The sequence below is a fragment of the Dyadobacter jiangsuensis genome, from assembly GCF_003014695.1.
Taxonomy (GTDB): Bacteria; Bacteroidota; Bacteroidia; order Cytophagales; family Spirosomataceae; genus Dyadobacter; species Dyadobacter jiangsuensis.
The window spans coordinates 562,365-586,483 of the sequence record NZ_PYAS01000003.1 but is presented as its reverse complement, the minus strand read 5'-3'; the positions used below and the strand labels follow the sequence as shown (position 1 = coordinate 586,483).

The following is a 24,119-nucleotide window of genomic DNA, read 5'->3' as shown; positions in this document are numbered from 1 at the left end:
AATCGCTGGACGGAAAACCTGGGTAACGTTTCCTAATATACTGCAGTCAAGCAAGAGACAGAAGGTCATCTTCACGTCATCACGACCCTGCGCGTCCTAAATTATCACGTTCATCTTCTTCCTGATTGCCTGCTTTTCCGTCTCGGTTTTCGCCAGCGTAAGGGCGTTACGAAAATGTACCTGCGCTTTTTGGTCGTCGATGCCCGTGTAAAGATCGCCCAGTAGCAATTCCCAGAAGTGATTACCTTTCAAATCCAGCTTTTCCGCCTCCCGGATGGCGGGTTCTTTACCATGCACTTTCGAAAATGCGTAAGTACGGTTTAAGGCCGCCGACGGCGTGTAATGCAGCTGCAAAAGCTGGTTGTAACACTGTAAAATATTCTCCCACTTCTCGAATGAATCGCCCTTGACTGTATGCCAGTAGGCAATCGCGGCTTCTAAATGGTACCGCGACAGGGTCTGGCCCTTGGCTGAACTGCGCAGGAAATAGCCTCCTTTGCCGATCAAATCGCTATTCCAGAGGTCGGTGTTTTGCTCTTCCATCATCACAAGCTCGCCTTGGCCGTCGAGTCGGGCATCGAAGCGGGATGCGTGAAAGCACATTAACGAAAGCAGGGCATTTACCTGTGGCTGATCGGTTTGAGGATTTTCAATGAGCATCGTGCATAACCGCATCGCTTCCAGGCATAGGTCGCGCCGCAATGCTTTGTTCCTGCTCACAGAATAGTATCCTTCGTTGAAAAGCAGGTAAATAGTGGTCAGCACCGGTTGCAGCCTTGCTTCGACCTCAGCCGGTTCAGGTGCTTCAATCCTGATGCCTGCCTGACGCAACTTTTCCTTAGCGCGCAGCAGGCGTTTGTTGACTGTATCCTTATTTATTTGAAATGCATCGGCAATCTCTTCGATCCCGAAACCGCACAAAACCCGGAGCGAAAGCGCGATTTGCGATTCGACCGGAATAGCCGGATCGCAAATCGCAAACATCATCTGCAGCTGACTATCGATGATGTTTTGTGCAGACAAATCGATATCAGCCTCATCCGAAAAGGCCGCATTATCCTGAATACCCGGCGCGATTTTCTGCTGCCAGATCATGTTGCGGTGCAGGTGATTTTTAGCCTTGTTCTTCGCCACCTGGTATAGCCAGCCTACCGGGTTTGGCGGAACACCCTGGATACCCCAGGACTGCGAAGCCGTCAGGAAAGTATCGCTGACAATGTCCTCTGCCGCTTCGATTTCATGAAAGCCGAAGCGGCGGCACAACACCGATACGATCTTGCGGTATTCGGTCCGGAAAAGGTGCGGAATGAGATCGTTCATGATAAATCAACTACCAGGATGCACTGCGCTGATCTTCCTTACTTCCACGCTGTTGCCCTCTCCTTTCAATATCGGGCAAGCGCGCGCAAGCTCGGCGGCCTCATCCAGGCTGGCAGCTTTGATGATGATAAAACCGGCAATAGATTCCTTGATCTCCACAAAAGGTCCATCTGTCACCACGTCGCCAAATGTGATCACCCTACCCTCTGTTGAAAGCCCCTTGCCGCCTGCAAACTTATTTTGCGCGGCAATCCCTCCTACCCAATCCTGGTATTGCTTCATAAAAATCTGCATTTGTTCGGGCGAGGGCTGGGCATCCTTCGTAATCAGGTCGAGGCGCATGAAAACAATGTATTCTTCCATTTTGAAACGTTTTAAGCATTGATAGGTACGTATTCGAGCAGCACCACCCCACTCCCGAAAACCCTGGAATCTACCAGCCGCAGGTCCAGTTTGGTTTTCATGCCGGAAAACAGCGGCTTTCCATCGCCTAACGCCACGGGGTCGATCATGACACCGTAGCGGTCGATCAGGCCTGCCTCGGCGAGCTGGGCAACCAAACTTCCGCTGCCTAGTACGGTCATTTGTACGTCCGGATCGGCTTTCAATCGTTTTATTTCCCCAATCAGATCACCTTTGATCAGCGTCGTATTTTCCCATTCGGCCGACTCCAATGTGGTTGAGAACACGATTTTCGGGGATTCATTCATGCCTTTGGCGACTTCCGGCATGGCTTCCAATGCGGCCGCTGACGGCCACCACGCGGCCATTTGTTCATAGGTAACCCGACCAAAAACCAGTATCGACTTTCGCCCCTCCATCTGATCGGACGCAAACCCGCTTTCCTCTCCTCCATGTCGGTGCCAGTTCACGCTGTCTGCCGCATCCTTGTAAAAACCGTTCAGGGTCAGAAAATTAAATGTACTTAAGGTTCCCATTTCTAAAAATTTTAAGTTTCAAAATCATTTTCAATACCACTACAAATAGGTTTGGGCGAATAAGACATAGTTCTTAAAAAATTCTGGAAATACGAACCCGTTATGAAGAAACGGCGGCAATGATACAGGTACAAATGCCTTGCCAAACTGCATCGCGCGCAAAAGACCTCCTGGTGATTTCAGAAGTTTCCAACAGACCTGGGTTTAGCAAGCCCCAATATCCGGAACACGAAATTCAGCTTGCATTGGCTACTTTTGCCTGTAAAAGGTTAAATCAACTTCGCACACCGTGGATCTACAACCCTTAGCAGAGCATCTGGAAAGCTACATTTCATTGACAGACGCCGAAAAACAACTTCTGCAAGGAAGGGTCACGCGCCGCTCTATCAAGCGGAGGCAATTCATTTTACAGGAAGGATTTCCCTGTCAGCATTATACGTTCATTGTGAAAGGCTGCTTCCGGATGTATGCGGTCGATGCAAAGGGTAACGAACATAATATCCAGTTCGCCGCCGAAAGCGGGTGGATTGCGGACATCGGGAGTTTCCATTCCGGAAAGAATAGCGGTTTCTTTATCGAAGCCATCGAGCATTCTGTGATCCTGCAAATCGAAAGGCGGGATTTATATTTTCTTTACACTAACATTCCCAAGCTCGATCGCATTTTCAAAGTGATTGTCGAAAACAACTATGTAGAGCTCCAAAACCGGGTACTGCAAACGATCAGTTCTACCGCGCAGGAGCGCTATCTCGCTTTTCTAGACCAATATCCAAAACTTGCATTGCGGCTTCCTAACACTCAAATCGCTTCCTATCTGGGGATTACACCCGAATTTTTGAGCAAAATCCGGAAGGAGATTGCCTCCTCACCCTCGTAGTCTTAATCTAGTTTAAGCCTACTTCTTAATCCAGCTTATTGGTCAGCGACCCGGGCCCGTCCGACCTTTGCATGGTCATTTAAACGATAAAGAACATGTCAAAAATCACAGAATCCAAAGTCGCCATCATTGGCCTGGGCAATATCGGCCGGGTATTGGCAACTAATCTGGTTAAGGGAAATCGGCCCGTCATTGTCGCGGCGCGCGACATTGCCAAAGCACAAAATCTTGCTAATGAATTAGGAAGCCTGGCCCAACCTTTGGAAATCGAGGCGGCCATTCAGCAGGCCGACATCATCATTCCAGCAATTTGGTTTGCATCCATCGGTGAATTTCTGAATACTTATGCAATGCAGTTGGGAGGAAAAATCATTATCGATCCCTCAAACCCTATTGCCCCCAATGAAAAAGGTGGGTTCGATAAAACGATTGGAGAAAATGAATCGGCGGGGGAAATTAATGCATCATTGCTTCCGAAGGACGCGAAACTGGCCAAAGCACTCGGAACGATGGGAGCCGCTTCGCTTGCGAATGCATCCGGACAAAAACCGGAACCAGCTGTACTATTCTTTGCAACGGATGACCAAAGCATTGATCCGGTCATTGAAGAACTGATTATCGACGCAGGTTTCGACCCGCTGCGCGTCGGTGGTATCGATCAATCCATTCGATTAGAGGTGTTTGGAGACCTGCACGAGTTTGGTGCTCTCGGAAAAACCATTACGCTGTCCGAAGCAAAAGAAGTCACAGTTGCTTAATCAAAAACGCTACGCCCAATAATATGATGAAGAAAACACTAGCATTAACCTTTCTGATTGGCTTGGGGCTGCACGTTTCGAGTGCCGAGGGACAGGCATTGGAGCTCACAAACGATGTGATAATACCGAATCAGGTATCTGTATCGTACGAAAACATCGAAGGCAAGGCTGCAATTAGGGTTGTCAAAGACACGACAGTCAAGGACGTAGATGAGCCGACGTTTGTAAGAATCAAAGGCATGGATGATTTCTCGAATGGAACTATCGAAGTAAAGGTGTTAGCCAGACTTTTGAAAGATGCTCCTGCATTTGCACGCGGTTTTATCGGGGTCGCATTCCGGATCGATGAGCTCAATTCGAAATATGAAAGTATCTATATCCGCCCGACAAATGGCAGGGCCGAAGATCAGGTCAGGCGCAACCATTCCATCCAATACTACGCCTATCCTGGTTACAAATTTGACCGTCTCCGAAAAGAGAGTCCGGAGCAATACGAGGCCTATTCGGATATGGGGCTGAATGAATGGATAAAAATGAAAATTGCGGTTAACGGGCAAGAGGCCAGATTATACTTGAACGATGCGACGCAGCCCTCACTGATCGTAAAGGACATGAAGCACGGCGCTGCCGCGGCGGGTGGGATCGGATTGTGGGTTGAGATAGGAACGGAAGGCTACTTTGCAGATCTTAGAATAACAAAGCATTAAAATACTCAAAAAAGACCTGGTCGGTTTGGCCAGGCCCTTTGATAAACGGCAACAGCATTTGTCTACATGAGTGACCTCAGATAGTCTTCTCCGGCTCATCCCGGAAAGGCTGATTATAATACCGCTTCCCTTTTAATTTATGCAAAGCATTGGCCACCGCTCCGAACACCGGTGGAAATGGCGGTTCGCCAAGGCCGGTGGGATCGAGGTCGTTTTCAACGAAATGCACCTCAATGCTTTTGGGCACTTCATTAATACGGATCATCCTGTAATTGCTGAAATTGTTTTTCTGTGGCACTCCGTCCTTGAATGTCAGCTCGCCGTAAAACGAGTTGCCTATGCCGTCCACTACCGCGCCTTGCACCATGTTCGTCGCAGCGTCCGGATTGATGACAATTCCGCAGTCCATCGCACTGTAAACACGTTCCACATAGGGCTGGCCATCGCGCGAGACCATGTCAACCACGTGCGCTGCGTAGGAGTTATGGCAGAAATAAGCCGCCACGCCGCGATGGAATTTCTCATTTCCCGGCTTTCCCCAATTGGATTTATCGCGCACCAGTTGCAGCACGCCTGCATAGCGGTCGGGCTCATACTCGTTGTTCTTACCGACCGGGTTTTCCTTTGCCCTTTTCAAGAGCGCTAACCGGAACTCAATCGGGTCTTTCCCAGCGGCTTCTGCTACTTCATCCAAAAACGACTGCTCGGCCGCTGCATTGAAATTAGAACGCGGCGCACGGAAAGCACCAATCGTAATATTAGACGGGATTTGCCATCCCTCTGCCAGGTAGTTGTCGACCGCTCCGGCAGGAAAGCGGTTGGCATGGATCGGGTGCTCGGGAATGCCACCGCCTTTCACATGGAATGCGATCAGGTTTTTATTTGCGTCCAGTGCGGCACGATAGGTCGCCGTGTACATGGGACGGTAAATGCCGTAGGTCATGTCGTCCTCGCGGGTGTACATGAGCTTGACAGGCGCTTTCACTTTCCGGGAAATCAATGCGGCTTCGGAGAGATAATGCGCATAAGCCCTGCGACCGAAACCGCCGCCCATGCGGGTCATTTGTATTTCGATCTTTTCGGGCGGGAGGTTCAACAGTTTCGCTAATGTCGGCTCCGCCCAGCCAGGAGCTTGCAGCGGTCCGGCGAGTAGTGCTTTTTCCTCCGTTACATGGGCGAAGAAGTTCATCGGTTCCATGCAGTTATGTGCCAAAAACGGGCCATTGTAAGTTCGCTCGATTACCTGGGCTGCATTTTTGAAAGCCGTTTCCGGATCACCATCTTTTCGCAATTGTTGGGCTGGTTTAGCTGCATAATCCTGCATTTGCTGCATTTGCGTCGTAGTACTTTCAAGTGCTCCTGGGACGACGACTTCACGCTTCTTACCATCCCTTCCGGCTACGGTATCTTTCAATTGCCCGGCAGATTCCCAGCTCACAGTCAGCTTTTTACGGGCGTTCATTACTTCCCAGGTCGTATTACCCACGATCACCAGCAATTCGTTGAACGAACGCGTATCAAAGCCGCCTTGCTCAAACCCGTCTTCGTACAGTTTCAATATAAAAACGTCTTTAATGCCAGGCATTTTCAGCGTTTCCGCCGCATCAAATGATTTTACTTTCATTCCAAATGCTGGCGGATGCTGGATCATCGCAATCAGCATACCGTCGACGGTGTAATCGAGTCCGAAAAGCGGCTTGCCCGAAGTGATTTTCTGAACCTCTACATTTTTCTTGGATTTCCTGACGACCGTAAATTCTTTCGGCGATTTCAACTTTAATTCCTTCGGCACCGGCACGCCGGCTGCTTTGCTGGCCATTTCGCCGTATTTTGCCGATTTACCGCTCGAATGCAACAACACACCGGCCTTGGTAGTCACTTCGCCGACTGGTACATTCCACGTTTGGGCTGCCGCTTCACGCAGCATTTGCCTTGCCGCCGCACCTGCTTCCCGAAGCGGTTTCCAATACATTCTTACCGAGTTGCTGCCTCCGGTAAACTGTGCGCCCAGCTTTACAGGATCGTGCGGGCCCATTTCCACTACTACATTCTTCCAGTCCGCATCCAGTTCTTCCGCGACGATCATCGGTAGCGAGGTCATTACATTTTGTCCAAATTCGGGATTGGGGCAAATCAGTTTGATCTTGTTGTCCGAGGTAATCTGGATATAGCCATTCAGCTGCGACCATTGATCGGGCAGGTTCAACGCTTCTGCCTTATGAGGCGATTTAAATGATGATAACCAGCTCACAGTGAGCATCAAACCTCCGCCGGATAACAGCGAGGCTTTCAGGAATGAGCGCCTGTCCAGCGCATTTTTATCGTTGTTCATGAAGAAGTCTTGGTTTGAAGTAGAAATAACATAGAACCATATTACGGCTGCAGCCGGCCCCTACGTAGAAAATTATAGAAATAGGCTCTGCTGAGATGGCATCAAAATCCTTGTTGCCACCACGCATCCAGCGGCACGTTTACCAATCTTACCTCTCTCAACACATGGTCGGGTGGCATTTTTCGGTCGGCAAATAGTCTTGAATAGATGAGATTAATAATATCACGCATTTCTTTTGCATCGAAAGGATATCGTCCTCCATTAAAAGCTTCCAGATTAACGTCCTTATTGGTTAGCAACCAGGCCAGTGCAAAATATAAGTGTTCCATATCTCCGTGCCTGAAAGCCTTTGCCTTTATGGTGCAAACAAGAGGTTCATAATCCCTAACATCGTCAGGAGGTAGATCATTGTCATTAAAATATCCGACCGTAAGGATATCAAGATAATAATTGACCATGGATTCGCTGATACTCATGTGTTGTATACCTTTCAATGATTATAATCATAACTGGTTGTTGCAGATTTTGTACTCTTTCCTCCCGATCAATATATAAAGTCATTCATTTTTTCGGCGCATAAGCACCTTTTTGAATCCAGGTAATCCAGGCTTTCTTGAATTCGGCGTGCGATACCGGCGGCAATTTGCGGCCTTCGCCCGGGTTCCAGCCTGCCAGCACCAACCCATCGTCGGCGTGCTCGATAAGCTTTTTCATATCCTTGTTGCCATTCTGTTTTTTATCAACAAGCTGTTTGGCTAGCTCATGAGGACTTTTACCTTGAAAAACCATGCGCATAGCAGCAGGCGGTAAATGCCAATCGTGGTTTCCGGGAGGCGTGTGCAAACCGGGCGTATTGGTATCCTGGTGGCAATTGGCACATTTCATCGCAAAAACCCCTTTCCCGTCGACGCCGCGCTTTGGTCCCATCGCGTGCAAATGACTGTCGTCTCCCTGCAACGGCACATCGCCGGCCGGGTGACAGTTCATGCAGCGCGGGCTCATCAGGGTTTTATAAACCGTTTCAAAAGCCTTGACGGATTCAACGCTATCGCGCTCGGCCAGATTTAGCCTTATTTCCTTTGCAGGCGGATTTTTCTTAAATGCAGAAGCCGCTACCGCAATCATAAATATCATTACAGACAGCAGCGTGGCAGCCTTTCGGGGCAGGAAGTATCCAGGCCCTTTGTTCAAATCTTGTTTCATACGATAAGATTAGGCGTGAATAACTTAACCCTTGACAGGCGCTTTCTGTTGCATTTCAGCTGCCTTGTGAATGGCCTCGCGGATTCGCAAATAGGTACCGCACCGGCAAATGTTCCCCGCCATCGCATCGTCGATATCCTGATCGGTCGGATTTGGTTTTTCGCGCAGCAGCACTGCCGCAGACATGATCTGGCCTGAATGACAATAGCCGCATTGCGGCACGTCCACTTCCTGCCACGCTTTCTGGACCGGATGGGAATTGTTCTCAGATAATCCTTCAATCGTCACCACTTTCTTCCCCGTGGCGCGACTGACTTTGGTGACACACGATCGCACGGCCTCACCATCCAGGTGCACAACGCATGCGCCGCATTGCGCAACGCCGCATCCATACTTGGTACCTTTCAGGCCAGCCAGATCGCGGATGGCCCACAAAAGCGGCATCTGAGGATCAGCTTCCAGTTGATAGTCCTTCTTGTTGATATTCAATGTAATTTTCGCCATGGTGAGTTTAGTTAGTCTTCTCTTAAATTACCAAAAAAGTCTTGCCACTATTCTTTCAACTTCTTAAATAACAAGGGCATAGTCACTGGATCGATCGCATTCATATCCACTAATTTCAATGACTTCACCATGCTGGCGGTGCCCGTTTTGTATTTCTGAAAATGCGACGTTTTTAAATGCTGCTCGTACGCTGCACGGTCGGCATATATTTCCAGGATTCTGACGCTTGTCGGGTTCTCTTTTGAATACATTGGGAAAATGCTGATCACGCCCGGTTCGAGCTTAACAGATGCGGCTGCTTCTTCTTTGAGAATGGCCTTATATTCTTCCAGGGCGGCCGGTTCGATTTCAATTTCGGCGATGCGGATCATCATCTGGCTTTGCTGCGCGGCAGCGGGTTGAAGACCGAAAACGACAATTCCTAAAAAAGACAAAAACGCAAACAGTAAATGCTTGCGAAATGACCGGGTTGAGTACCGAGTGTCAATGTTTATTAAAGCTTCCATGAATGCAGTGGTTATCTGTTTGTTCGTGTCGAAACCCTTTCCAAAATTTTTCGTGCTTCAACTGCCCGATCATTGCCAACTTTATCGGCAACAATGAAAAGCAGTTCCTCCAATTGCTTTTTAGAAATGCCAAGATTTAAGCAAATGCCAATGTGACCGCTCAGCTGGGAATCTACACCACCGAGTGTGGCTAATACGGAAACAGTGATCAGCTCACGCTGCTTGTAATCCAGCACACCTCGAGTGAAAATGTCGTTAAACAAATGCTCCTTCAACAGCGTATCAATCGCAGGCACGAATGTAGCGTAGCCAGATCTGGGCCCGGTTTCAACCCGCCCGGTGAGTGACTGCAACACCTCTTTCCCCGCTTCATATTTCCCAACCTCCTTCACCCGCAAGGGCGTCTCTCCCTGCTGATCGGTGATCCCTTTTGACTTCCGGTCGTCCAGCACCGCGCTCAATGTATTGATCCCGTTCAAGCTTCGCGGAAAGCCACAGTAAGCTGACAGATGGATTAGCTCTTCCTTGATTTCATTGATGGTTAACCCGTCTTCCAGCCCGGTGTTAAAGGCTATTTTAAGATTTGGTAAATCTCCTTTCGCAGTTAGTGCGGCGATTGATATAATACTCTTTTCCTTCTCACTCAGCGAGTCGTCTTTCATTATTTCAGCATTTGTCTCACTGATGACAAATGCTAGAATAATGGTCAGTATACCTTGAAGCTTCATGGGTTCTGATTTGAAATGAAAAATCCAGAATAGCTCTTCTAGTTTGCCTCATTAATGCTTGATCACATGCGTATCCCGCACGCTGCTGAAAGTCAGGGCTAGCAACTTCCAGTCATTTCCCGTTTTTTTGAACACTTCAGTCACTGTAAATTCAACTTTTGCCTCATTTCCTCTTACGGTGGATTCCAGCGTAATCCTACTCCAAACTATGGCCGTATTGTCGAAAATCTCAGCGGCTACATCATGTATATCTGCCTTCCTATACCAGATGCTTCCTGTTTTGATGATTTCAAGTTCCTCATCCTTTTTCCATGTTCCGCTCATATGAACAAACTTGGCCTTGTCATCGAAAAGCGTGGCCAGCTTATCCACATTCTTATCGGACATCCACTGCCATTTATCTTTGGAAAGGTTAATGATTTGCTGTTCCACAGTACCTGTATTTTGGGCCATCGACAAATGGGTACTAAGGGTGAATAAGCATAATCCTAAAATCGATGCTTTCAGAAATGACTTTAAAAATGTTTGGCTTTGCATAGTTGTCTTGAATTGATGTGAGTAGTTAACAGGAAAATGTTAATTAGGCAGCTTTCGCTCTCCGAGCCATTTCACCATTGCCGGGTTACGGTGGTCAAAAAAAGCGCTGGTATTGGTATCCAGGGATTTGATTGCAGCCATGTCTTCGGCAGATAACTGAAAGTCGAATACGTCCAAGTTTTCTGCCATTCTTTCTTTCCGCACGGACTTGGGGATTGCTATTACGCCTCGCTGGGTCAGCCAACGTACTACTACCTGAGCGATCGTTTTTCCATATTTGTCGCCAATTCCTTTCAGCAACTCATTTTGGAAGAGCCCGTTCTTTCCTTCGGCAAATGGTCCCCACGATTGGATCTGGACTTTGTTTTCTTCCAAAAGGCCTGCGTTTGGATCTGTTGGTGAAATGGATGTGTTTCGATCTGATTGATGGCGGGAACAATCTCGTTGTGAACGATCAGATCCATTAATCTGTCCGGATGAAAATTGCTGACACCAATCGCACGGATCTTGCCTTCCTTGTACAATTCCTGCATGGCACGCCATTCGCCGTAGACATCGCCAAATGGCTGATGGATCAAGTATAGGTCCAAATAATCCAATTGCAGTTTGCGCATTGAATTCTCAAAGGCCCTTTTGGTACCCTCGTAGCCATTACCCTGAATCCAAAGCTTAGTGGTAATAAAAAGCGCATCTCTCGACACTCCACTTTTTTTGATCGCGCTGCCAACCGCCTCTTCATTTGCATACGCTGCCGCTGTATCAATCAAGCGGTAACCAGTTTCAATTGCATCTAATACGCTCCGTTCACATTCCTGCAAATCAGGCACCTGGAAAACCCCAAACCCTAAAACTGGCATTTGAATACCATTATTCAACTTTACATATTCCATGATATTATCTTTTGTTCTGATGGCACTTTTACTATTTCTGTGCCTACTTCGGTGATCAATCTTCCGGATCACACTGCAAATTTCGGTAACTGGGAATCTTCAAATGGTATACATATCCCTGAATTGCTTACCAATATTCCTGATTTGGAAATATGCATAGACTTAGACAGACATTGTGTAGTCACAATACATTATAAAGCCACACTTTAACCTTATCCCGCACAAGACCTCCTGACGCAAGCCTGTATACGTCATTCATTACCTGTATTTGCTACTTGACACCGACGATCTTCCGGATCATACCGTCGGCCTTTGTCAACACGTACAGTTCTCCTTCGCTGTCTTCTGCCAATCGCAAGTCAATTCTACCAGCACCGGCAATGGCCCCGCGCCCGGGCAAACCCGGATTTTTGCCACCTCGTTTTTTGTAAGTCTCTTCCGCAAGTGCGCGAATCTGGGTGCCTAACTCGTGGATCGGCGCAAAGGTGAGCGGGTTGCCGTCGTCTGCCGCAAGCACGTCTTTCATGTGAGTGTACCAGATACGGCCGGTCGTAATGTCACCAAAAACGAAAGTCCCTTTTAGTAACGGAATCTTCTTGCCCCGATAAACAAAGCCATTGGCAATGGCGTCGCCACCACCTGGCGTATGTGGGTACGCAAGTACTGCATAGGTAGGCTTCACTGTTCCATTTGTTTCTACGTCTGTCACCTGAACAGCGATCTGATCATCTGCCGGTATCGGCCCCATCTTATTACCTTCTGCCATGCTCTGGGAGCCTTCTCGCAACGGGTAGCCGTAATTTGCACCCTTCTTAATAATCATGACCGTTTCCCAGCTCACCAAGCCGATATTGAATGCGAACAGTACTGGCTGCCGTGGTCTTGCCGGATCAATATACCAGGTCAGTCGGTGCGGGTTGCGCAAGCCGTAAGCCCAGATTTCTCTTCGCGCGCCAGATACCGATACAAAAGGGTTATCGTTGGGGATTCGGTACTGTCCATTCTCGCTTATCGTGCTCGTCGATTTCTGTACGCTCAGCGACGGAATGATACGAAGCACTTTGCCCTGAAATGTATCAAGCCGCTGCGCATGCATTCTGTTGGGTCCTGGCCGCTCGCCCGTACCTGCATCACCAATGCCCAGGTACATCACCCGCCAGTCCGCGTCCCCGGGCCGGGCAGCGGGATTGAATGTCAATTCATTAAGCGGGTGAAAAAGTCCGGGCACGTATAAACGAAGCACCTCTCGGGCTGTGCCTTCAAAAGTGGAATTCCCAATCTTGCGATCCGTCCATTCCACAATGACTAGTTCGCGCTCCATCTGCGGATCACCAGCAGCAGCCGGTTTGGCAAGTGCAGGTGTGATTTTATATTGTTCAAGATTTAATCCCGGAACTGAGTTTCCCTTTGGCATCGGACTTTCGCCAGCTGTGGCCACATTCTCCATGTGTAGCGTATAAAAAATGCCATTTTTTGCATAGTCAGGATCAAAAACAAAATTCATCAGCCCGGACGCGTAGCCTTTTGCGGAAGTGAGTTTAGTAAACAAACCAGCGCGGTCACCAGAACCGTCGAAGTCCAGGTAGGTGGTAAGCTTTTGGGTTTGCTTGTCAAGAATGTACAATTGACCATTCAGGTCGTTCAAGAAAGTGCGTTTCCCTCCCGGCTCATCCAGCATGATGCTGCCACGTGCCAGCACGCCCGTCACGCGATCAGCGGACATATCCCCCGTGATGGGCATTTCAAGATAATCGGCCAATTCAATTGTATGTTCAGTATTTGCCTGACTAACCGTCGTCTTTGCCGCGGTGGCTGCTGCAACTCCCTGCGGCGTGGATAGAGAGCGGACATAGGCGATGACATTTTTAATCTGGCTGTCGGACAGGCTTCCTTCGAAAGGCGGCATCATTGCCGATGGAAAGCCTTTCTTGATCGTGTTGAAAATCTCTGCGTCGGTCGAGCCATGATCCCAAGCCTCGTCGGTGAGATTAGGGGGCTGTTTCCCGCCACGCTCTGTGATAATCGAAAGTTCAATACCTGCCTTAACTGCTCCCTGGGCGACGTCTCCGTGGCAGTTTGCACAGTTGATCGTGTATAGTCGATGACCTTCTGACAATGATTGCGCAGGCGTCTGCGCCCAAGCGGATATCGTAAATGTGACTGGGATTATTACAGATGTCGCAAGGATGTTGGCGATCTTCATAGCTGTGAGTGTTCTGGTGAGTAGATTGTATTGGCTGACAAAATTCCCCAGAAATCAGCCCAGGCATTGTATACGGATTACGGAAATGCTTACCAAAATTCCTTTTCCGGAATATCTGCCCCTATATTTTAGAGGAATTTTAGCGCATTCTAAGTAGCCGCTTCTCTCGCTCAATCTCAGCAATCAACTCTTCCTCAGTCGGTAAGTAGAGCATGTATTTCGTTGCAAACAGCTGCTTACTGTCATTCAAAATACTGTATTTCACCACAGTTTCGTCTTTCTCAGTACAAAGAATAATCCCTATGGTAGGATTGTCGTCATCTTGTTTTTTCAAATCATCGAACATGCGGATGTACATATCCATTTGTCCGGTATCCTGGTGTGTTAATTTGCCGGTTTTTAAATCAAATAGCACAAAGCATTTGAGCAAGTAATTATAGAAAACGAGATCAATGTAAAAGTGACTGGTTTCTGTACTTATTCTGAATTGCCTTCCTACAAATGAAAATCCCTTTCCTAGTTCAAGCAGGAACTGTTGCAAATTTCCGATTAGAGCTTTTTCAATGTCTTGCTCCATTGCGCTTACCGGCTCTGAAATATTTAAGAATTCGAAAACATAAGGGTCTTTTATGAAATCGTTGGCCAGAGCCTTGTGGGAGTTTTGATCAAGAACAGAGACTTCGGACTCGGTTCGAGAGGAAAGTAAACGCTGATAATAATGGGAATTAATGTTACGCTCCAACGTTCGGGTACTCCACGTTTGGTTTGCGCATTCGTTCTCATAATAAGTTCGCGCCGCAGCATCTTCCACTCTCATTATGAGCCGATAATGTGTCCAACTCAATTCCCTACGCACTGCGTAAGATTTTTGCTCATCAGAAAAAGTCAAGTAGAATTTTCGGAAATTTTCAAGATTTGCTACTGAAAAGCCTTTACCAATTTCGCGACTTAAATCCTTCGAAAGCTGTTTAATAACGCCTTCTCCATACGCGGCTCGCTTCTGCCCAAATTGTTCTTCTTCAACAATTCTTTTGCCTATCTGCCAGTAGGCTTCAAGCATCGCTGTATTGACAGCTTTGTAAGCATTTTGTCTTGCAGATTGTAAAATCTTAACAACATCTTGTATTAAGGACATTGCCGGAGAGTTGGATTCGATCATCTGTGTAATAGTTTCTCCAACCGCCCCATCATCTCTTCCTTCTCCTTCAACATCCGCTCATACAATGCAATCTTCTCCTCGTGAAGGAGAATAATTTTTTCAATAGGATGAAAGTTAATGGTGCCGTGGTTGAACGAATTCTCGAAGGCAATATCCTGGAATGTATTCGCTATAATATTCACCGCTTGTTGTTCGTCAAAATTCCGAATCGCCTCAGCTGGAATTTTCAAAATCGCCGCAACCTGCTCCAAAATATCCGAGTCAATCTTTTCCTTTTGTTCAAGCAGGGAGATTTTCTGCTGGTTCCAGTCTTCACCGAGCTCAAATGCGAGGGCGTCCTGCTTGATACTCAGCATCTCCCGAAAGCGTTTCACGTTGCGGCCTTCGTGGATCTTCGGGTTGGAGGTAGTATGTGTCATGCGGAAAGGGTTTTTGGTTAAAAAGGCAATTTATGGAAATCTGCGGTGAAGTGCTCGGATATCTTAGAAATCAGCCCACGCATTGTATACGCATTACGGAAATCCTTACCAATATTACCAATCCGGCAAGCCGTTAGCTCAAAACGAGATACGCTCCGTTAACTTTGCATCCAGGCATTATCAATCAGCGACATGGAAGACATACTCAGATTCAATACCATTCAGGAATACAATGCTTTCAACAAGCATGAAACGCTGCACCCACTGGTAAGCATCGTCGATCTGTCAAAAGCCGATCCCCGGGAATTGCGCCGAATGGCGTATGAATTTTATGTGGTGTTCCTCAAAGAAATCAAGTGTGGAGACCTACGCTACGGGTTGAATTACTACGACTACGAAGAAGGCACCCTCATCTTTCTGGCCCCTGGTCAGGTGATCGGTGAAAACAAGAAGGACAATTACTATCAGCCGCAGGGCCTGGCGTTGGTTTTCCACCCGGATTTGCTTTTTGGCACCTCTCTTGGAAAACATATAGATCAGTATACGTTCTTCTCATACGGAGTCACTGAGGCACTACACCTCTCTAAACAGGAGCGCAATATTATTAGCGACTGCTTCTCTAAAATCGAGTACGAAATCACCGAGAGAATCGATAAACACAGCAAACGGCTTATCACGGCCAACATTGAATTGTTTCTCGAATACTGCGTGCGGTTCTACGACAGGCAGTTTATCACCAGGGAAACTGCGAATAAAGGAATACTAGAGAAGTTCGAAACATTGTTGAATGAGTATTTCAAGTCGGACAAGCCTCAACAGATAGGCCTACCAACCGTGGCTTATTGCGCTGATGCCCTTCATACATCCGCAAACTACTTTGGTGATCTGATCAAAAAAGAAACCGGCAAGACTGCACAAGAGTACATTCAGGTGAAAATCATCAACATGGCAAAAGAGTTGATCTCAGATCAGGATAAATCATTCAGCGAGATCGCGTATGAATTAGGTTTCAAATATCCGCAGCACTTCACGCGCCTGTTCAAACAGCGGGTCGGGCAGACACCCAATGAGTATAGGGTTCTTCAAAATCCAAACTAGTCCGATAATCAACCAAGGTTAGCTCTTCTCTTATACAATCAAATCCGGCTAAATCTATCTCAGCGCATCAAAACAGTATGAAACACCTACTTCCGATTCTGGCTTTTATATTTAGTAACGTAATAACTGGTAACTACGCAACCGCGCAGAGCAAAGGCGCATTGAACGACAAAAACGAAAGCATTTTTCCGCGAGGCCAGCGGGTACCTGCCAGTAATTTCACAGGCAATGCCTGGGTTCAACAACTGATTGAGCCCGACAGTGCATTTAACATCCCTGTGGGCAATGTTACGTTCGAGGCAGGAGCGCGTACATTCTGGCATTCGCATCCGGGCGGACAAGCTTTGCTAGCCATTGATGGTGTGGGATATTATCAGGAAAAGGGCAAGCCAATCCAGATTCTTCGCAAAGGTGATACGGTGAAATGTCCACCGAACGTACCCCATTGGCATGGCGCTTCGCCGGAAGTTGGCTTTACACAGATTGCCATCACGCCAAATACTGCCAGCGGCAGGGTGAACTGGATGCAGGCTGTGACAGATGAAGAGTACCTGAAGTTAAAATGATCCAATATTCATGCCCGTGGTTGCCGTTACCTTGTCGGCAGCAAACTTGCGTGACCCAACCGTTATGAAGAGCTGTCGTGTGGTAGAATCGGTTTGGAATTCCATAGCTTTTTCGTTGTAATGTCCCAAGCTCCCACAACTCGGATCCCAAAACCGAATCGTTTTGCTGTTATCTTGAGCTGCATTATTTTTTGTATTCTTCCTCGGTGACCTTTTCCAGCCAGGTGACCACCTGCCCATTCACTTCCTCCTGAATCGCAATGTGGCTCATGGCTTTTTCTGCCGATGCACCATGCCAATGTTTTTCGTTGGGCTCGAACCACACAACGTCGCCAGGCTTGATCTCCTCAACTTTCCCGCCTTCTCGCTGCACCCAGCCCAGACCGGAAACGACAATCAAGGTTTGCCCTGCCGGATGTGTATGCCACGCCGTCCGTGCTCCTGGCTCGAAAGTGACCAAAGCGCCGGCAGCTTTGGTTGTTTCCTGTTTTGAAAACAAAGGATCGATCCTGACGCTACCACTAAACCAGTCCTGATTTCCCTTTACAGATGCTTGTTCCCCGTTTCTAATGATTTTCATAATTCCTGCTGTTTAGTATGCCTTGAAAACTGCGCAAGTTCCGTGAAAAATTCTCATTATCAGTAAGGGAATCAATCGGATGATTAAGAATATCAAACCATGTCCTGGCGAAGCCTTTTGCATGATTTCCTTATTATTGAATACTATAACCTCCATCTACCACCAAAGTATGCCCGATTAAAAAGCTAGCTACATCGCTGCACAGCCAGAGCACTGAGCTGGCAATTTCCTCAGGACGTCCAAGCCGCTGTGCCGGAACCGTCTGAATCATAGCATCGAGTAACTCTTGCTGCCCACCTGCAATCATCGCATCCACCATGGGCGTATGGATAATGCCCGGACATACCGTGTTTACCCGGATTCCCAACGGTGCATATTCCAATGCGGCACTTTTAGTCAGACCAATTACCCCATGTTTTGCCGCATGGTAAGTACCGCGCTGCGAACCTCCCAGGATACCACCGATCGACGAACAATTCACAATCGCGCCACTGCCTTGCTTGCGCATTTGTTGTAGCTGGTATTTCATGCAGCTCCAAATGCCGCGCAGGTTGATAGCCGTCACCCGGTCGAAATCCTCCCGGGTCTGATCTGCGGCGCCGGCCAGTACGTTCTGAACTGCTGCGTTGTTAAAGGCCGCATCCAGATGTCCGAAAGTCGACACTGTTTTTTCCACCATCGCCTGTACCGCTTCATCGTCCGATACATCGCACACGACTGCCAGGGTCTTATGGCCTTCTCCTGCCAGTTGCTCCGCTGCTGCATGCACTTGCTTCTCGTTCCAATCGGCCAGTACTACCGATGCGCCCGCTTGGGCGAACGCCCGGGCAGTTGCAAATCCGATTCCCATTGCTGCGCCGGTTACCAGCGCTACTTTATCTTTCATGATCTCCATAATGTGGTTGTTTTTAATATGTTTTGTAAATAGAATGGACTGCGTGGCATATCCGATTACAAAGGTCATACACCTGTGATAACCAGTACTTATCCCATTTACAGGTTTACATACCACTTTTACAGATTGAAGGCTAACGGCTATGGCACGCATTCAATTTGACCTAGCTTTGTGACTGTAAATCAGCAAGTACGATGGAGACAATTTTGAGGATAGATACGGTTAGTGAGCACGACGCTTTTTACCACCACGAAAACCTGCACCCGCTGGTGAGCGTGATTGACTTCACGGGCAGAACGCCGGAGGTTTACGCGTCACGTATGAACTTTGGGTTCTACGCAGTGTATCTGAAAGACGTGAAATGCGGTGACATGAAATACGGCCGCCATACCTACGATTATCAGGACAGGACGTTGGTATTTGTTGCGCCCGGTCAGGTCATAAATGTAGATATCAATGAGGATTACAAACCGCAGGGTTACGCGCTGCTTTTTCATCCCGATCTGATCCGCGGGACTGCATTGGGCAAACATATCGATGATTACACCTTCTTTTCCTATGAAAGCAAAGAGGCCCTTCATTTATCTGAAAAAGAGCGGAATATCGTGTTAGATTGTTTTGAAAAAGTCCGCTATGAGCTCGAACGAGGAACGGACAAGCACAGCAAATTGCTCATTTCGAGTAATATCGAGCTGTTTCTCAATTACTGCATCCGCTTCTATGATCGGCAGTATATTACCCGGCAGGACGCTAATAAGGCTGTTTTGGACAAGTTTGAGACATTATTGAAAACCTATTTCCAATCCGACAAACCGCAACTAATCGGCCTGCCATCCGTAAGCTACATTGCCGACCAGCTGCACCTTTCTGCCAATTATTTTGGTGACCTTATTAAAAAGGAGACGGGAAAAACGCCTACGGAATACATTCACCTGAAAGTAATAGAACTGGCCAAACAAAAAATCCTCGATCCTTCCAAATCCGTCAGTGAAATCGCATTTGAGCTTGGCTTTAAATATCCCCAGCATTTCACACGGTTTTTCAAAAAAACAACCGGTTTCGCGCCAAACGACTACCGCTTTTTCTAACGCCCGAAAGATTTCTCTTCGAAAGGTTCAACAGGCAGGCTGACCTTAATATCTACCTCAAAGCGACGCATAAAAGATAATTGACGATCTCCCTCCGGGGAAGAGTGATCACTCATTTCTGAGCGATTTAACGGCGTCGAGCAGTGCGGTGGCGATGGTTTTCACGCTAATCGACACCAGCACCTGCATCCGGATCTGCTGCTGGTTCGAGCCGACAGCCTTTCTCACTCCGACCTCCCTTGCCCTGTCCAGCGCCCTGGCCGTTGTTAAGTTCACATAATTTACGAAGGCGCCCAGCAGAACCAGTATCGCCACAGCAAGCAGCAAATACACCGACCTTGGGTCGCCATTTGCCTCGGTATTTCAACTAAAATACTACTGTTTGACCTCGCTACCTTAATCGTTTTGCCCACTACGTCCAGCGTATTGAAATAGGTCCGGGCCATCGTTTCGGTCAGCACCGCCTCCCTGGGCCAGCCGAAAATCCTGCCCGCCTTACCGCGCAGCAGCGATTAGATTTGGCACTATTCGCCCTCTAAATTGTCGCATTTACACACGCTCGAATGCCGGACAAAATTTCAACTTTGTATCCAAGCCACCCGCTACCCGATCACATTGCCCACGGGCACGCCGGATAGCGTGAGCGAAAAATATAAACCTGGAAATAAAGCGATGAAAGCAATCAATCCCTGGATCAACTTCAATGGAAATGCTGAGGAAGCATTCAATTTTTACAAATCGGTGTTTGGCGGAGATTTCACCAAGATCATCCGTTTCAAAGACCTGGCGAGCGATGAATTTCCGATACCCGAAAGCGAGGCGAACAAAATAATGACCATCGTTTTACCTATTGGAAAGCATAATGTACTAATAGCTAACGACGTTCCGGAATTCATGGGACGCGTGAGTGAAAATGAGAACAGGTCCAAAATATCGATCAGTACAGATAGCCGTGAAGAAGCAGACAAGATTTTTAACGGACTATCGGCAGGCGGGAACGTCGAAGGACCTATCGGCGACAGTCCCTGGGGCACCTACGCGGGAATGTTTAGAGATAAATATGGTATTGAATGGATTGTGGAGTTTGATCCGGGTTATGAAGGATAATTTTAAACGCAATGCCGTTTCGGTTTCCGAAGCGGCATTACGTTTAAACACCTGGCGTACCAACTATTGAACAACGAGTTTATAAGAACGTCTGGTTGCCCGCTCACTCACAGTGATCGTATACACACCCGCAACCAGCATTTGAGCAGGTTGGATCGTCACCATTTGGGCACCTTTCGAATTGATATTGAAAGCAATCTTTTCTCCTCTGGCATTATAAAGAGAAATCCGGGCCAACCCCGGCTCGTCGACACCCACGCTGAAAAATTGACCTGCAAGCGGGTTAGGATAAAGCGAATATCCTTCCGACCGCAGAATCACGGTAACTATGCGTGAAACAGATCGTGTGCCGTCCACATCGTATTGGAGCAATCGGTAATAGCTGGTACCCAGATACGGCCTGGTGTCAACCACGCGATAGTAATGCAGCGCATCGGAATTACCGGCTACATCACGGATTTCGGCCACCTTTTCAAAGTGGACAAGATCTTTGCTATGCTCGATTACAAAGCGCTCATTTCCTCTTTCCTGGGCAGTCTGCCATTGTAGCTCCACGGTTTGATCGGCCAGCGGTTTCGCGGCAAAAGAAACCAGTTTCACGGGTAAAGGATTGCCGTTCAGATTGGTATGGGCAAAGAAGCCTGAGAAGCCGGCGGTGTGGAATGTAACTTCCCAAAAACCCTCGGAACCATGATGTACGATTGCCGAGGGAATGATCACTTCTGCCCCGGTGCCATTGTATCCCTGAGGACCATCACCCGGACCGGAGGCATGGAAAGCGGTGATCTGCAGATTTTCTCCATTAGGCCCAATGGCAGGGAACAGGCTGCTGCCGATTGCTGCAACAGTGGTATTATAATCGGCTATTTCATCATCTCTGAAGTATAGCGTCACTGTGCCTCCCCCAACCTTGCTTGCCGAAATATCGTAATACCGCCCCACATAAGGCTGATTGCGATGCATCATCGTAGAATCCAGCACGCCGACCGTTACTATGACATTCCCGAGGCTATCACTATCCGATTTGATGAGCGCGATAAGCTCGCAGTTGTCATTGGTGTAAGCCATGGCGGTATCCCCACCCTGTGCTCCGGTTTTGGTTGCGCTTGCGACGGCAATGGCAATTGGCCCCGAAAACCGGTAAGTTCCCAGGAGCTTGTTACAGCTTGCTGGGGTACCGGCTGACGCGATCCAGACATCCAGAGAATCGCTGGCAACAAGTCCAGCAAATGTATTGGCACTCTGCCAGGAGGCCGGCGGCAATCCAGTTCCGCCCGGACTAATTCCGTATACAAAATCCTGGCGCGTATACCTGATGCTCAGCTCGTCAAACGCGAATCGCAACGCGTCGCCGCCGGTAAAAGCAGTAAACAGATGTTTCCATTGCGATTTATCAGCCGCCGCGTAGGCAGGCGGGAGCTGGATGTGGTCGAAGATCACGTTCCCATCACAGGTAAGTGTCAACTTGCTTTCATCATCAATGACTATTCTGACCGGCTTGTCGGTCTGAAACCGCCAGGACATGTCCGGGTTGTAAGCCAGTACACCGGCAGAGGCAGGGCCCATTTGCGAATTGGCCGTATATCCATACGTGAGGTAAATCCCTCTCGCATTCCCATTGTCGGAACCGTTGTTGGCAGCATCGAACACCAGGCGAAGCTTTGAGCCCGCGCCGTTGGTAATACCGCCGCTATAAGTGGCATCGTCGCCAAAGCTCCACGCGATACCATCGCCACCGCCGGTACCGAATACGTCTATCGGCTGGTCGGCGGTAAGCAGGAAATCCAGTTCGACACTTTGGGGAGTGAGGCTACCAAGACCCGAGATTTCGACTGCACCCTTTTGTGAAGTTGCAGAAGGCGTTACCAGTGCCCGCCCATTTGATAATGAAGCCGAGCCGTAAAGTGTGACGCCTGCGGGAAGCGTAGCGAGGTTGAAGTCTTGCTGCCAGCTCTCGGAGGTGAGATCAGCTCCTTGCGGATTGGTAATGATGATTTTCCTATCGGCACCTGAGCATTCGGACAATGCCGTAACATCCGCTGAAAAACCGTAATACACTTTCACCACGCTGGTTCGGGAAAGCTGATCGCAAGTCGGATCGCGTGCCAATAACCTATATTGAAGGTTACCGCTGCTTGTCGGTGTAAAGGTCAGGCTCGTGGCACTTTGCCAGGGGACGATCACATTGCCGGTAGTATCGCTGAGCTGGTATTCCAGGCCCCCTGACGACGGCGGGTTGCTGATCGTTACCGTTACAGGTACACCGGAACCGCAGCTTATACCGGGGCTCGCCACAGCCATTGGGGTGAAGAGTGGAATGGGCGACACCTTCACAGTCGCTGTATTCTGACAGCCATTTTGATCGGTCCCGGTGACGGTATAAACTCGGGGAATTACCGGCGAAGCTTGTACCGTGGCACCGGTAACAGCGCTAAGTTCCGTTGCGGGAGCCCACTGGTAGGTACTGGCGCCGGATGCCGTAAGTGTTGCCTGTGAACCGGTACAATAAACGACGTCGGCGCTGTTTACCGTTACCTCAGGCAATGGATGTACGGCTACTTCCACCGGCCCCGAGCTGCTCATGAGAGCCCCGCAGGTCAAGTTTGCACGGTACCAGGTTGTGGCCGTCGGCGTGGCTGTATAAGAGAAAGCATTGGCGCCGTCTATATTTTGCCAGCCGGTAACCCCGTCAGCGGACGATTGCCATTGATAGGTAATCCCGGAATACTGGGCGTGGCTATCCTGCAAAGTGAGCAAACTGCTGCCGCTGCCACATAGCGAAGGATTTGCGGCAATAGTGATACCAGGCTCCGGCAAGCCCGTGCAGGGTGTTTGCAAAAAGTCCAGTTGCAGATTGCTGAATGCGGCCGCTCGCCCGCTAGCCGTAGGCGGTGAGGCGGGATTAGGATTGTTGGAGTCGGCGTAAAAGTATATCGAACGGTTTAGTGCCGACGTATTGGTTGCTTGCCAGTAAACGGTGCTGCCCGCGTAACCTGGTGTGTTTTCATCGACCGCTATCACAAGATTGTCGCTACCGTTCCATGCGTAAGGCGAGCTCAGGGTAATCTCCACCCAGCCGGGAGAAGAAGGGAAGCTTACCGTCCCGCTGAATACCTGGGTCAGATTGGCCACCGGCTCCCAATCTGTGTTGGACGCGAACTCCGTCCTGGGCGAATTCCCTATGTAGATCGTCCATCCGGCGCCGTTGTTCAGGTTGCTAACGTTCGCGCTGAGAAGAAAGAAACGGATTTTCTGGATAACGGTACCGGGCAAAGCGCCCGCTTCACTTAGCTGGGCGGCGGTGTAGATCTGCTGGGTGTACGAATATCCGTAATAGGCGTTCAGTGGGATGTAAGAGTTCGTAGAAGTGCCTGTACCAACCTGACTGGTGACTACCTGGGCCTGTACGGTCAGGGCGCAAAATACAAACGTAAAAAAGAGCGCACTCCTGGATAGTGAAATCAGATTTTGATTGATGAGGTAAAACTGTTTCATAGCAGGGTTAATATAAGGTGCTGGCATTTCTAAAAAACATCCGGATAATGCGACTGAAAAATGCACCGAATGCATCAATCGTCATATGATGAGCTACATAATTAATAATTACTGCTCTCCGCGCCTTTTAGGCCATTCAGCGCCGATTACAGTCGAGCTGAAAAGACCAGGTGCGGCTTGCTGTTCGCAAGCCGCACCCCATGCTTAAA

The 24,119-nt window shown here is 48.6% G+C and carries 24 protein-coding genes and 1 pseudogene; 7 read left to right on the top strand and 18 right to left on the bottom strand.

Going from position 1 to position 24,119, the window contains the following annotated elements; genetic code table 11:
* Window positions 1–96: 96 nt before the first annotated feature.
* The 3 genes from CLV60_RS08315 to CLV60_RS08305 are packed head-to-tail and all read right to left on the bottom strand — an operon-like array spanning window position 97 to window position 2,258.
* Window positions 97–1,320: an RNA polymerase sigma factor gene (locus CLV60_RS08315; RefSeq protein WP_106594889.1), complete on the bottom strand. Its 1,224-nt coding sequence runs from the start codon at window positions 1,318–1,320 to the stop codon at window positions 97–99.
* A 6-nt stretch (window positions 1,321–1,326) separates the two neighbouring features.
* The gene (locus CLV60_RS08310) at window positions 1,327–1,683 is read right to left on the bottom strand and encodes a YciI family protein (RefSeq protein ID WP_106594888.1); all 357 of its coding nucleotides are present in this window, start codon (window positions 1,681–1,683) and stop codon (window positions 1,327–1,329) included.
* Between the two features lie 11 nt (window positions 1,684–1,694).
* On the bottom strand, window positions 1,695–2,258 hold the full coding sequence (locus CLV60_RS08305; RefSeq protein WP_106594887.1) for a dihydrofolate reductase family protein: 564 nt from the start codon (window positions 2,256–2,258) through the stop codon (window positions 1,695–1,697).
* Between the two features lie 289 nt (window positions 2,259–2,547).
* Between CLV60_RS08305 and CLV60_RS08300 the strand changes: the two genes are divergently transcribed.
* The 3 genes from CLV60_RS08300 (at window position 2,548) to CLV60_RS08290 (ending at window position 4,600) form a co-directional block, all read left to right on the top strand.
* Window positions 2,548–3,135 carry a Crp/Fnr family transcriptional regulator gene (locus CLV60_RS08300; protein WP_106594886.1) on the top strand — a complete coding sequence of 196 codons (588 nt, stop codon included), beginning with the start codon at window positions 2,548–2,550 and terminating at the stop codon, window positions 3,133–3,135.
* Between the two features lie 95 nt (window positions 3,136–3,230).
* Complete coding sequence (locus CLV60_RS08295) at window positions 3,231–3,893, top strand: NADPH-dependent F420 reductase (RefSeq protein ID WP_106594885.1); 663 nt, start codon at window positions 3,231–3,233, stop codon at window positions 3,891–3,893.
* A gap of 23 nt (window positions 3,894–3,916) precedes the next feature.
* Window positions 3,917–4,600, top strand: coding sequence for a hypothetical protein (locus CLV60_RS08290; protein ID WP_229210871.1), 684 nt, complete (start codon window positions 3,917–3,919; stop codon window positions 4,598–4,600).
* Between the two features lie 76 nt (window positions 4,601–4,676).
* Here the strand turns inward: CLV60_RS08290 and CLV60_RS08285 are convergent, their stop codons facing one another.
* The 11 genes and pseudogenes from CLV60_RS08285 to CLV60_RS08235 all read right to left on the bottom strand — a co-directional run bounded on the left by CLV60_RS08285 (window position 4,677) and on the right by CLV60_RS08235 (window position 15,081).
* On the bottom strand, window positions 4,677–6,932 hold the full coding sequence (locus CLV60_RS08285; protein ID WP_106594884.1) for a xanthine dehydrogenase family protein molybdopterin-binding subunit: 2,256 nt from the start codon (window positions 6,930–6,932) through the stop codon (window positions 4,677–4,679).
* A 101-nt stretch (window positions 6,933–7,033) separates the two neighbouring features.
* A complete protein-coding gene (locus CLV60_RS08280; RefSeq protein ID WP_106594883.1) occupies window positions 7,034–7,408 on the bottom strand; it encodes a hypothetical protein in 375 nt (124 codons plus the stop codon).
* Between the two features lie 85 nt (window positions 7,409–7,493).
* Complete coding sequence (locus tag CLV60_RS08275) at window positions 7,494–8,135, bottom strand: hypothetical protein (RefSeq protein ID WP_106594882.1); 642 nt, start codon at window positions 8,133–8,135, stop codon at window positions 7,494–7,496.
* A 24-nt stretch (window positions 8,136–8,159) separates the two neighbouring features.
* Entirely contained in the window at window positions 8,160–8,639 is a 480-nt protein-coding gene (locus CLV60_RS08270; protein ID WP_106594881.1) for a (2Fe-2S)-binding protein, read from the bottom strand.
* Window positions 8,640–8,686: 47 nt separating this feature from the next.
* On the bottom strand, window positions 8,687–9,145 hold the full coding sequence (locus tag CLV60_RS08265; protein WP_229210870.1) for a putative quinol monooxygenase: 459 nt from the start codon (window positions 9,143–9,145) through the stop codon (window positions 8,687–8,689).
* Window positions 9,146–9,156: 11 nt separating this feature from the next.
* Window positions 9,157–9,873: a carboxymuconolactone decarboxylase family protein gene (locus tag CLV60_RS08260; RefSeq protein ID WP_106594879.1), complete on the bottom strand. Its 717-nt coding sequence runs from the start codon at window positions 9,871–9,873 to the stop codon at window positions 9,157–9,159.
* Between the two features lie 51 nt (window positions 9,874–9,924).
* Window positions 9,925–10,410, bottom strand: coding sequence for a nuclear transport factor 2 family protein (locus CLV60_RS08255; protein ID WP_211302218.1), 486 nt, complete (start codon window positions 10,408–10,410; stop codon window positions 9,925–9,927).
* Window positions 10,411–10,449: 39 nt separating this feature from the next.
* Window positions 10,450–11,267: pseudogene (locus tag CLV60_RS08250) on the bottom strand (aldo/keto reductase).
* Between the two features lie 304 nt (window positions 11,268–11,571).
* The gene (locus CLV60_RS08245) at window positions 11,572–13,503 is read right to left on the bottom strand and encodes a PQQ-dependent sugar dehydrogenase (RefSeq protein ID WP_106594878.1); all 1,932 of its coding nucleotides are present in this window, start codon (window positions 13,501–13,503) and stop codon (window positions 11,572–11,574) included.
* 139 nt (window positions 13,504–13,642) lie between these two features.
* Window positions 13,643–14,662, bottom strand: coding sequence for a PDDEXK nuclease domain-containing protein (locus CLV60_RS08240; RefSeq protein ID WP_211302217.1), 1,020 nt, complete (start codon window positions 14,660–14,662; stop codon window positions 13,643–13,645).
* Window positions 14,659–15,081 carry a helix-turn-helix domain-containing protein gene (locus CLV60_RS08235; protein ID WP_106594877.1) on the bottom strand — a complete coding sequence of 141 codons (423 nt, stop codon included), beginning with the start codon at window positions 15,079–15,081 and terminating at the stop codon, window positions 14,659–14,661. Before CLV60_RS08235 ends, CLV60_RS08240 begins: the two co-directional genes overlap by 4 nt.
* Before the next feature lie 192 nt (window positions 15,082–15,273).
* On the opposite strand from CLV60_RS08235, the gene CLV60_RS08230 reads away from it, so the two are divergent.
* Both CLV60_RS08230 and CLV60_RS08225 read left to right on the top strand, forming a co-directional pair.
* Window positions 15,274–16,179 (top strand): helix-turn-helix domain-containing protein, encoded by a 906-nt coding sequence (locus CLV60_RS08230; protein ID WP_106594876.1) that lies wholly within the window; start codon window positions 15,274–15,276, stop codon window positions 16,177–16,179.
* A 77-nt stretch (window positions 16,180–16,256) separates the two neighbouring features.
* Entirely contained in the window at window positions 16,257–16,745 is a 489-nt protein-coding gene (locus CLV60_RS08225; protein ID WP_106594875.1) for a cupin domain-containing protein, read from the top strand.
* A gap of 184 nt (window positions 16,746–16,929) precedes the next feature.
* Here CLV60_RS08225 and CLV60_RS08220 read toward each other — a convergent pair whose 3' ends face one another.
* Both CLV60_RS08220 and CLV60_RS08215 read right to left on the bottom strand, forming a co-directional pair.
* Window positions 16,930–17,325, bottom strand: a complete 396-nt coding sequence (locus tag CLV60_RS08220; RefSeq protein ID WP_106594874.1) for a (R)-mandelonitrile lyase — start codon at window positions 17,323–17,325, stop codon at window positions 16,930–16,932.
* Window positions 17,326–17,458: 133 nt separating this feature from the next.
* Window positions 17,459–18,289 carry an SDR family NAD(P)-dependent oxidoreductase gene (locus tag CLV60_RS08215; protein WP_211302216.1) on the bottom strand — a complete coding sequence of 277 codons (831 nt, stop codon included), beginning with the start codon at window positions 18,287–18,289 and terminating at the stop codon, window positions 17,459–17,461.
* A 125-nt stretch (window positions 18,290–18,414) separates the two neighbouring features.
* On the opposite strand from CLV60_RS08215, the gene CLV60_RS08210 reads away from it, so the two are divergent.
* Complete coding sequence (locus CLV60_RS08210; RefSeq protein ID WP_106594873.1) at window positions 18,415–19,308, top strand: helix-turn-helix domain-containing protein; 894 nt, start codon at window positions 18,415–18,417, stop codon at window positions 19,306–19,308.
* A 108-nt stretch (window positions 19,309–19,416) separates the two neighbouring features.
* Here the strand turns inward: CLV60_RS08210 and CLV60_RS08205 are convergent, their stop codons facing one another.
* A complete protein-coding gene (locus CLV60_RS08205) occupies window positions 19,417–19,641 on the bottom strand; it encodes an ABC transporter permease (RefSeq protein WP_106594872.1) in 225 nt (74 codons plus the stop codon).
* A 339-nt stretch (window positions 19,642–19,980) separates the two neighbouring features.
* On the opposite strand from CLV60_RS08205, the gene CLV60_RS08200 reads away from it, so the two are divergent.
* Window positions 19,981–20,415 (top strand): VOC family protein, encoded by a 435-nt coding sequence (locus CLV60_RS08200; RefSeq protein WP_106594975.1) that lies wholly within the window; start codon window positions 19,981–19,983, stop codon window positions 20,413–20,415.
* A 63-nt stretch (window positions 20,416–20,478) separates the two neighbouring features.
* Here the strand turns inward: CLV60_RS08200 and CLV60_RS08195 are convergent, their stop codons facing one another.
* Window positions 20,479–23,910: a DUF8696 domain-containing protein gene (locus tag CLV60_RS08195; protein WP_170118743.1), complete on the bottom strand. Its 3,432-nt coding sequence runs from the start codon at window positions 23,908–23,910 to the stop codon at window positions 20,479–20,481.
* Window positions 23,911–24,119: the final 209 nt, after the last annotated feature.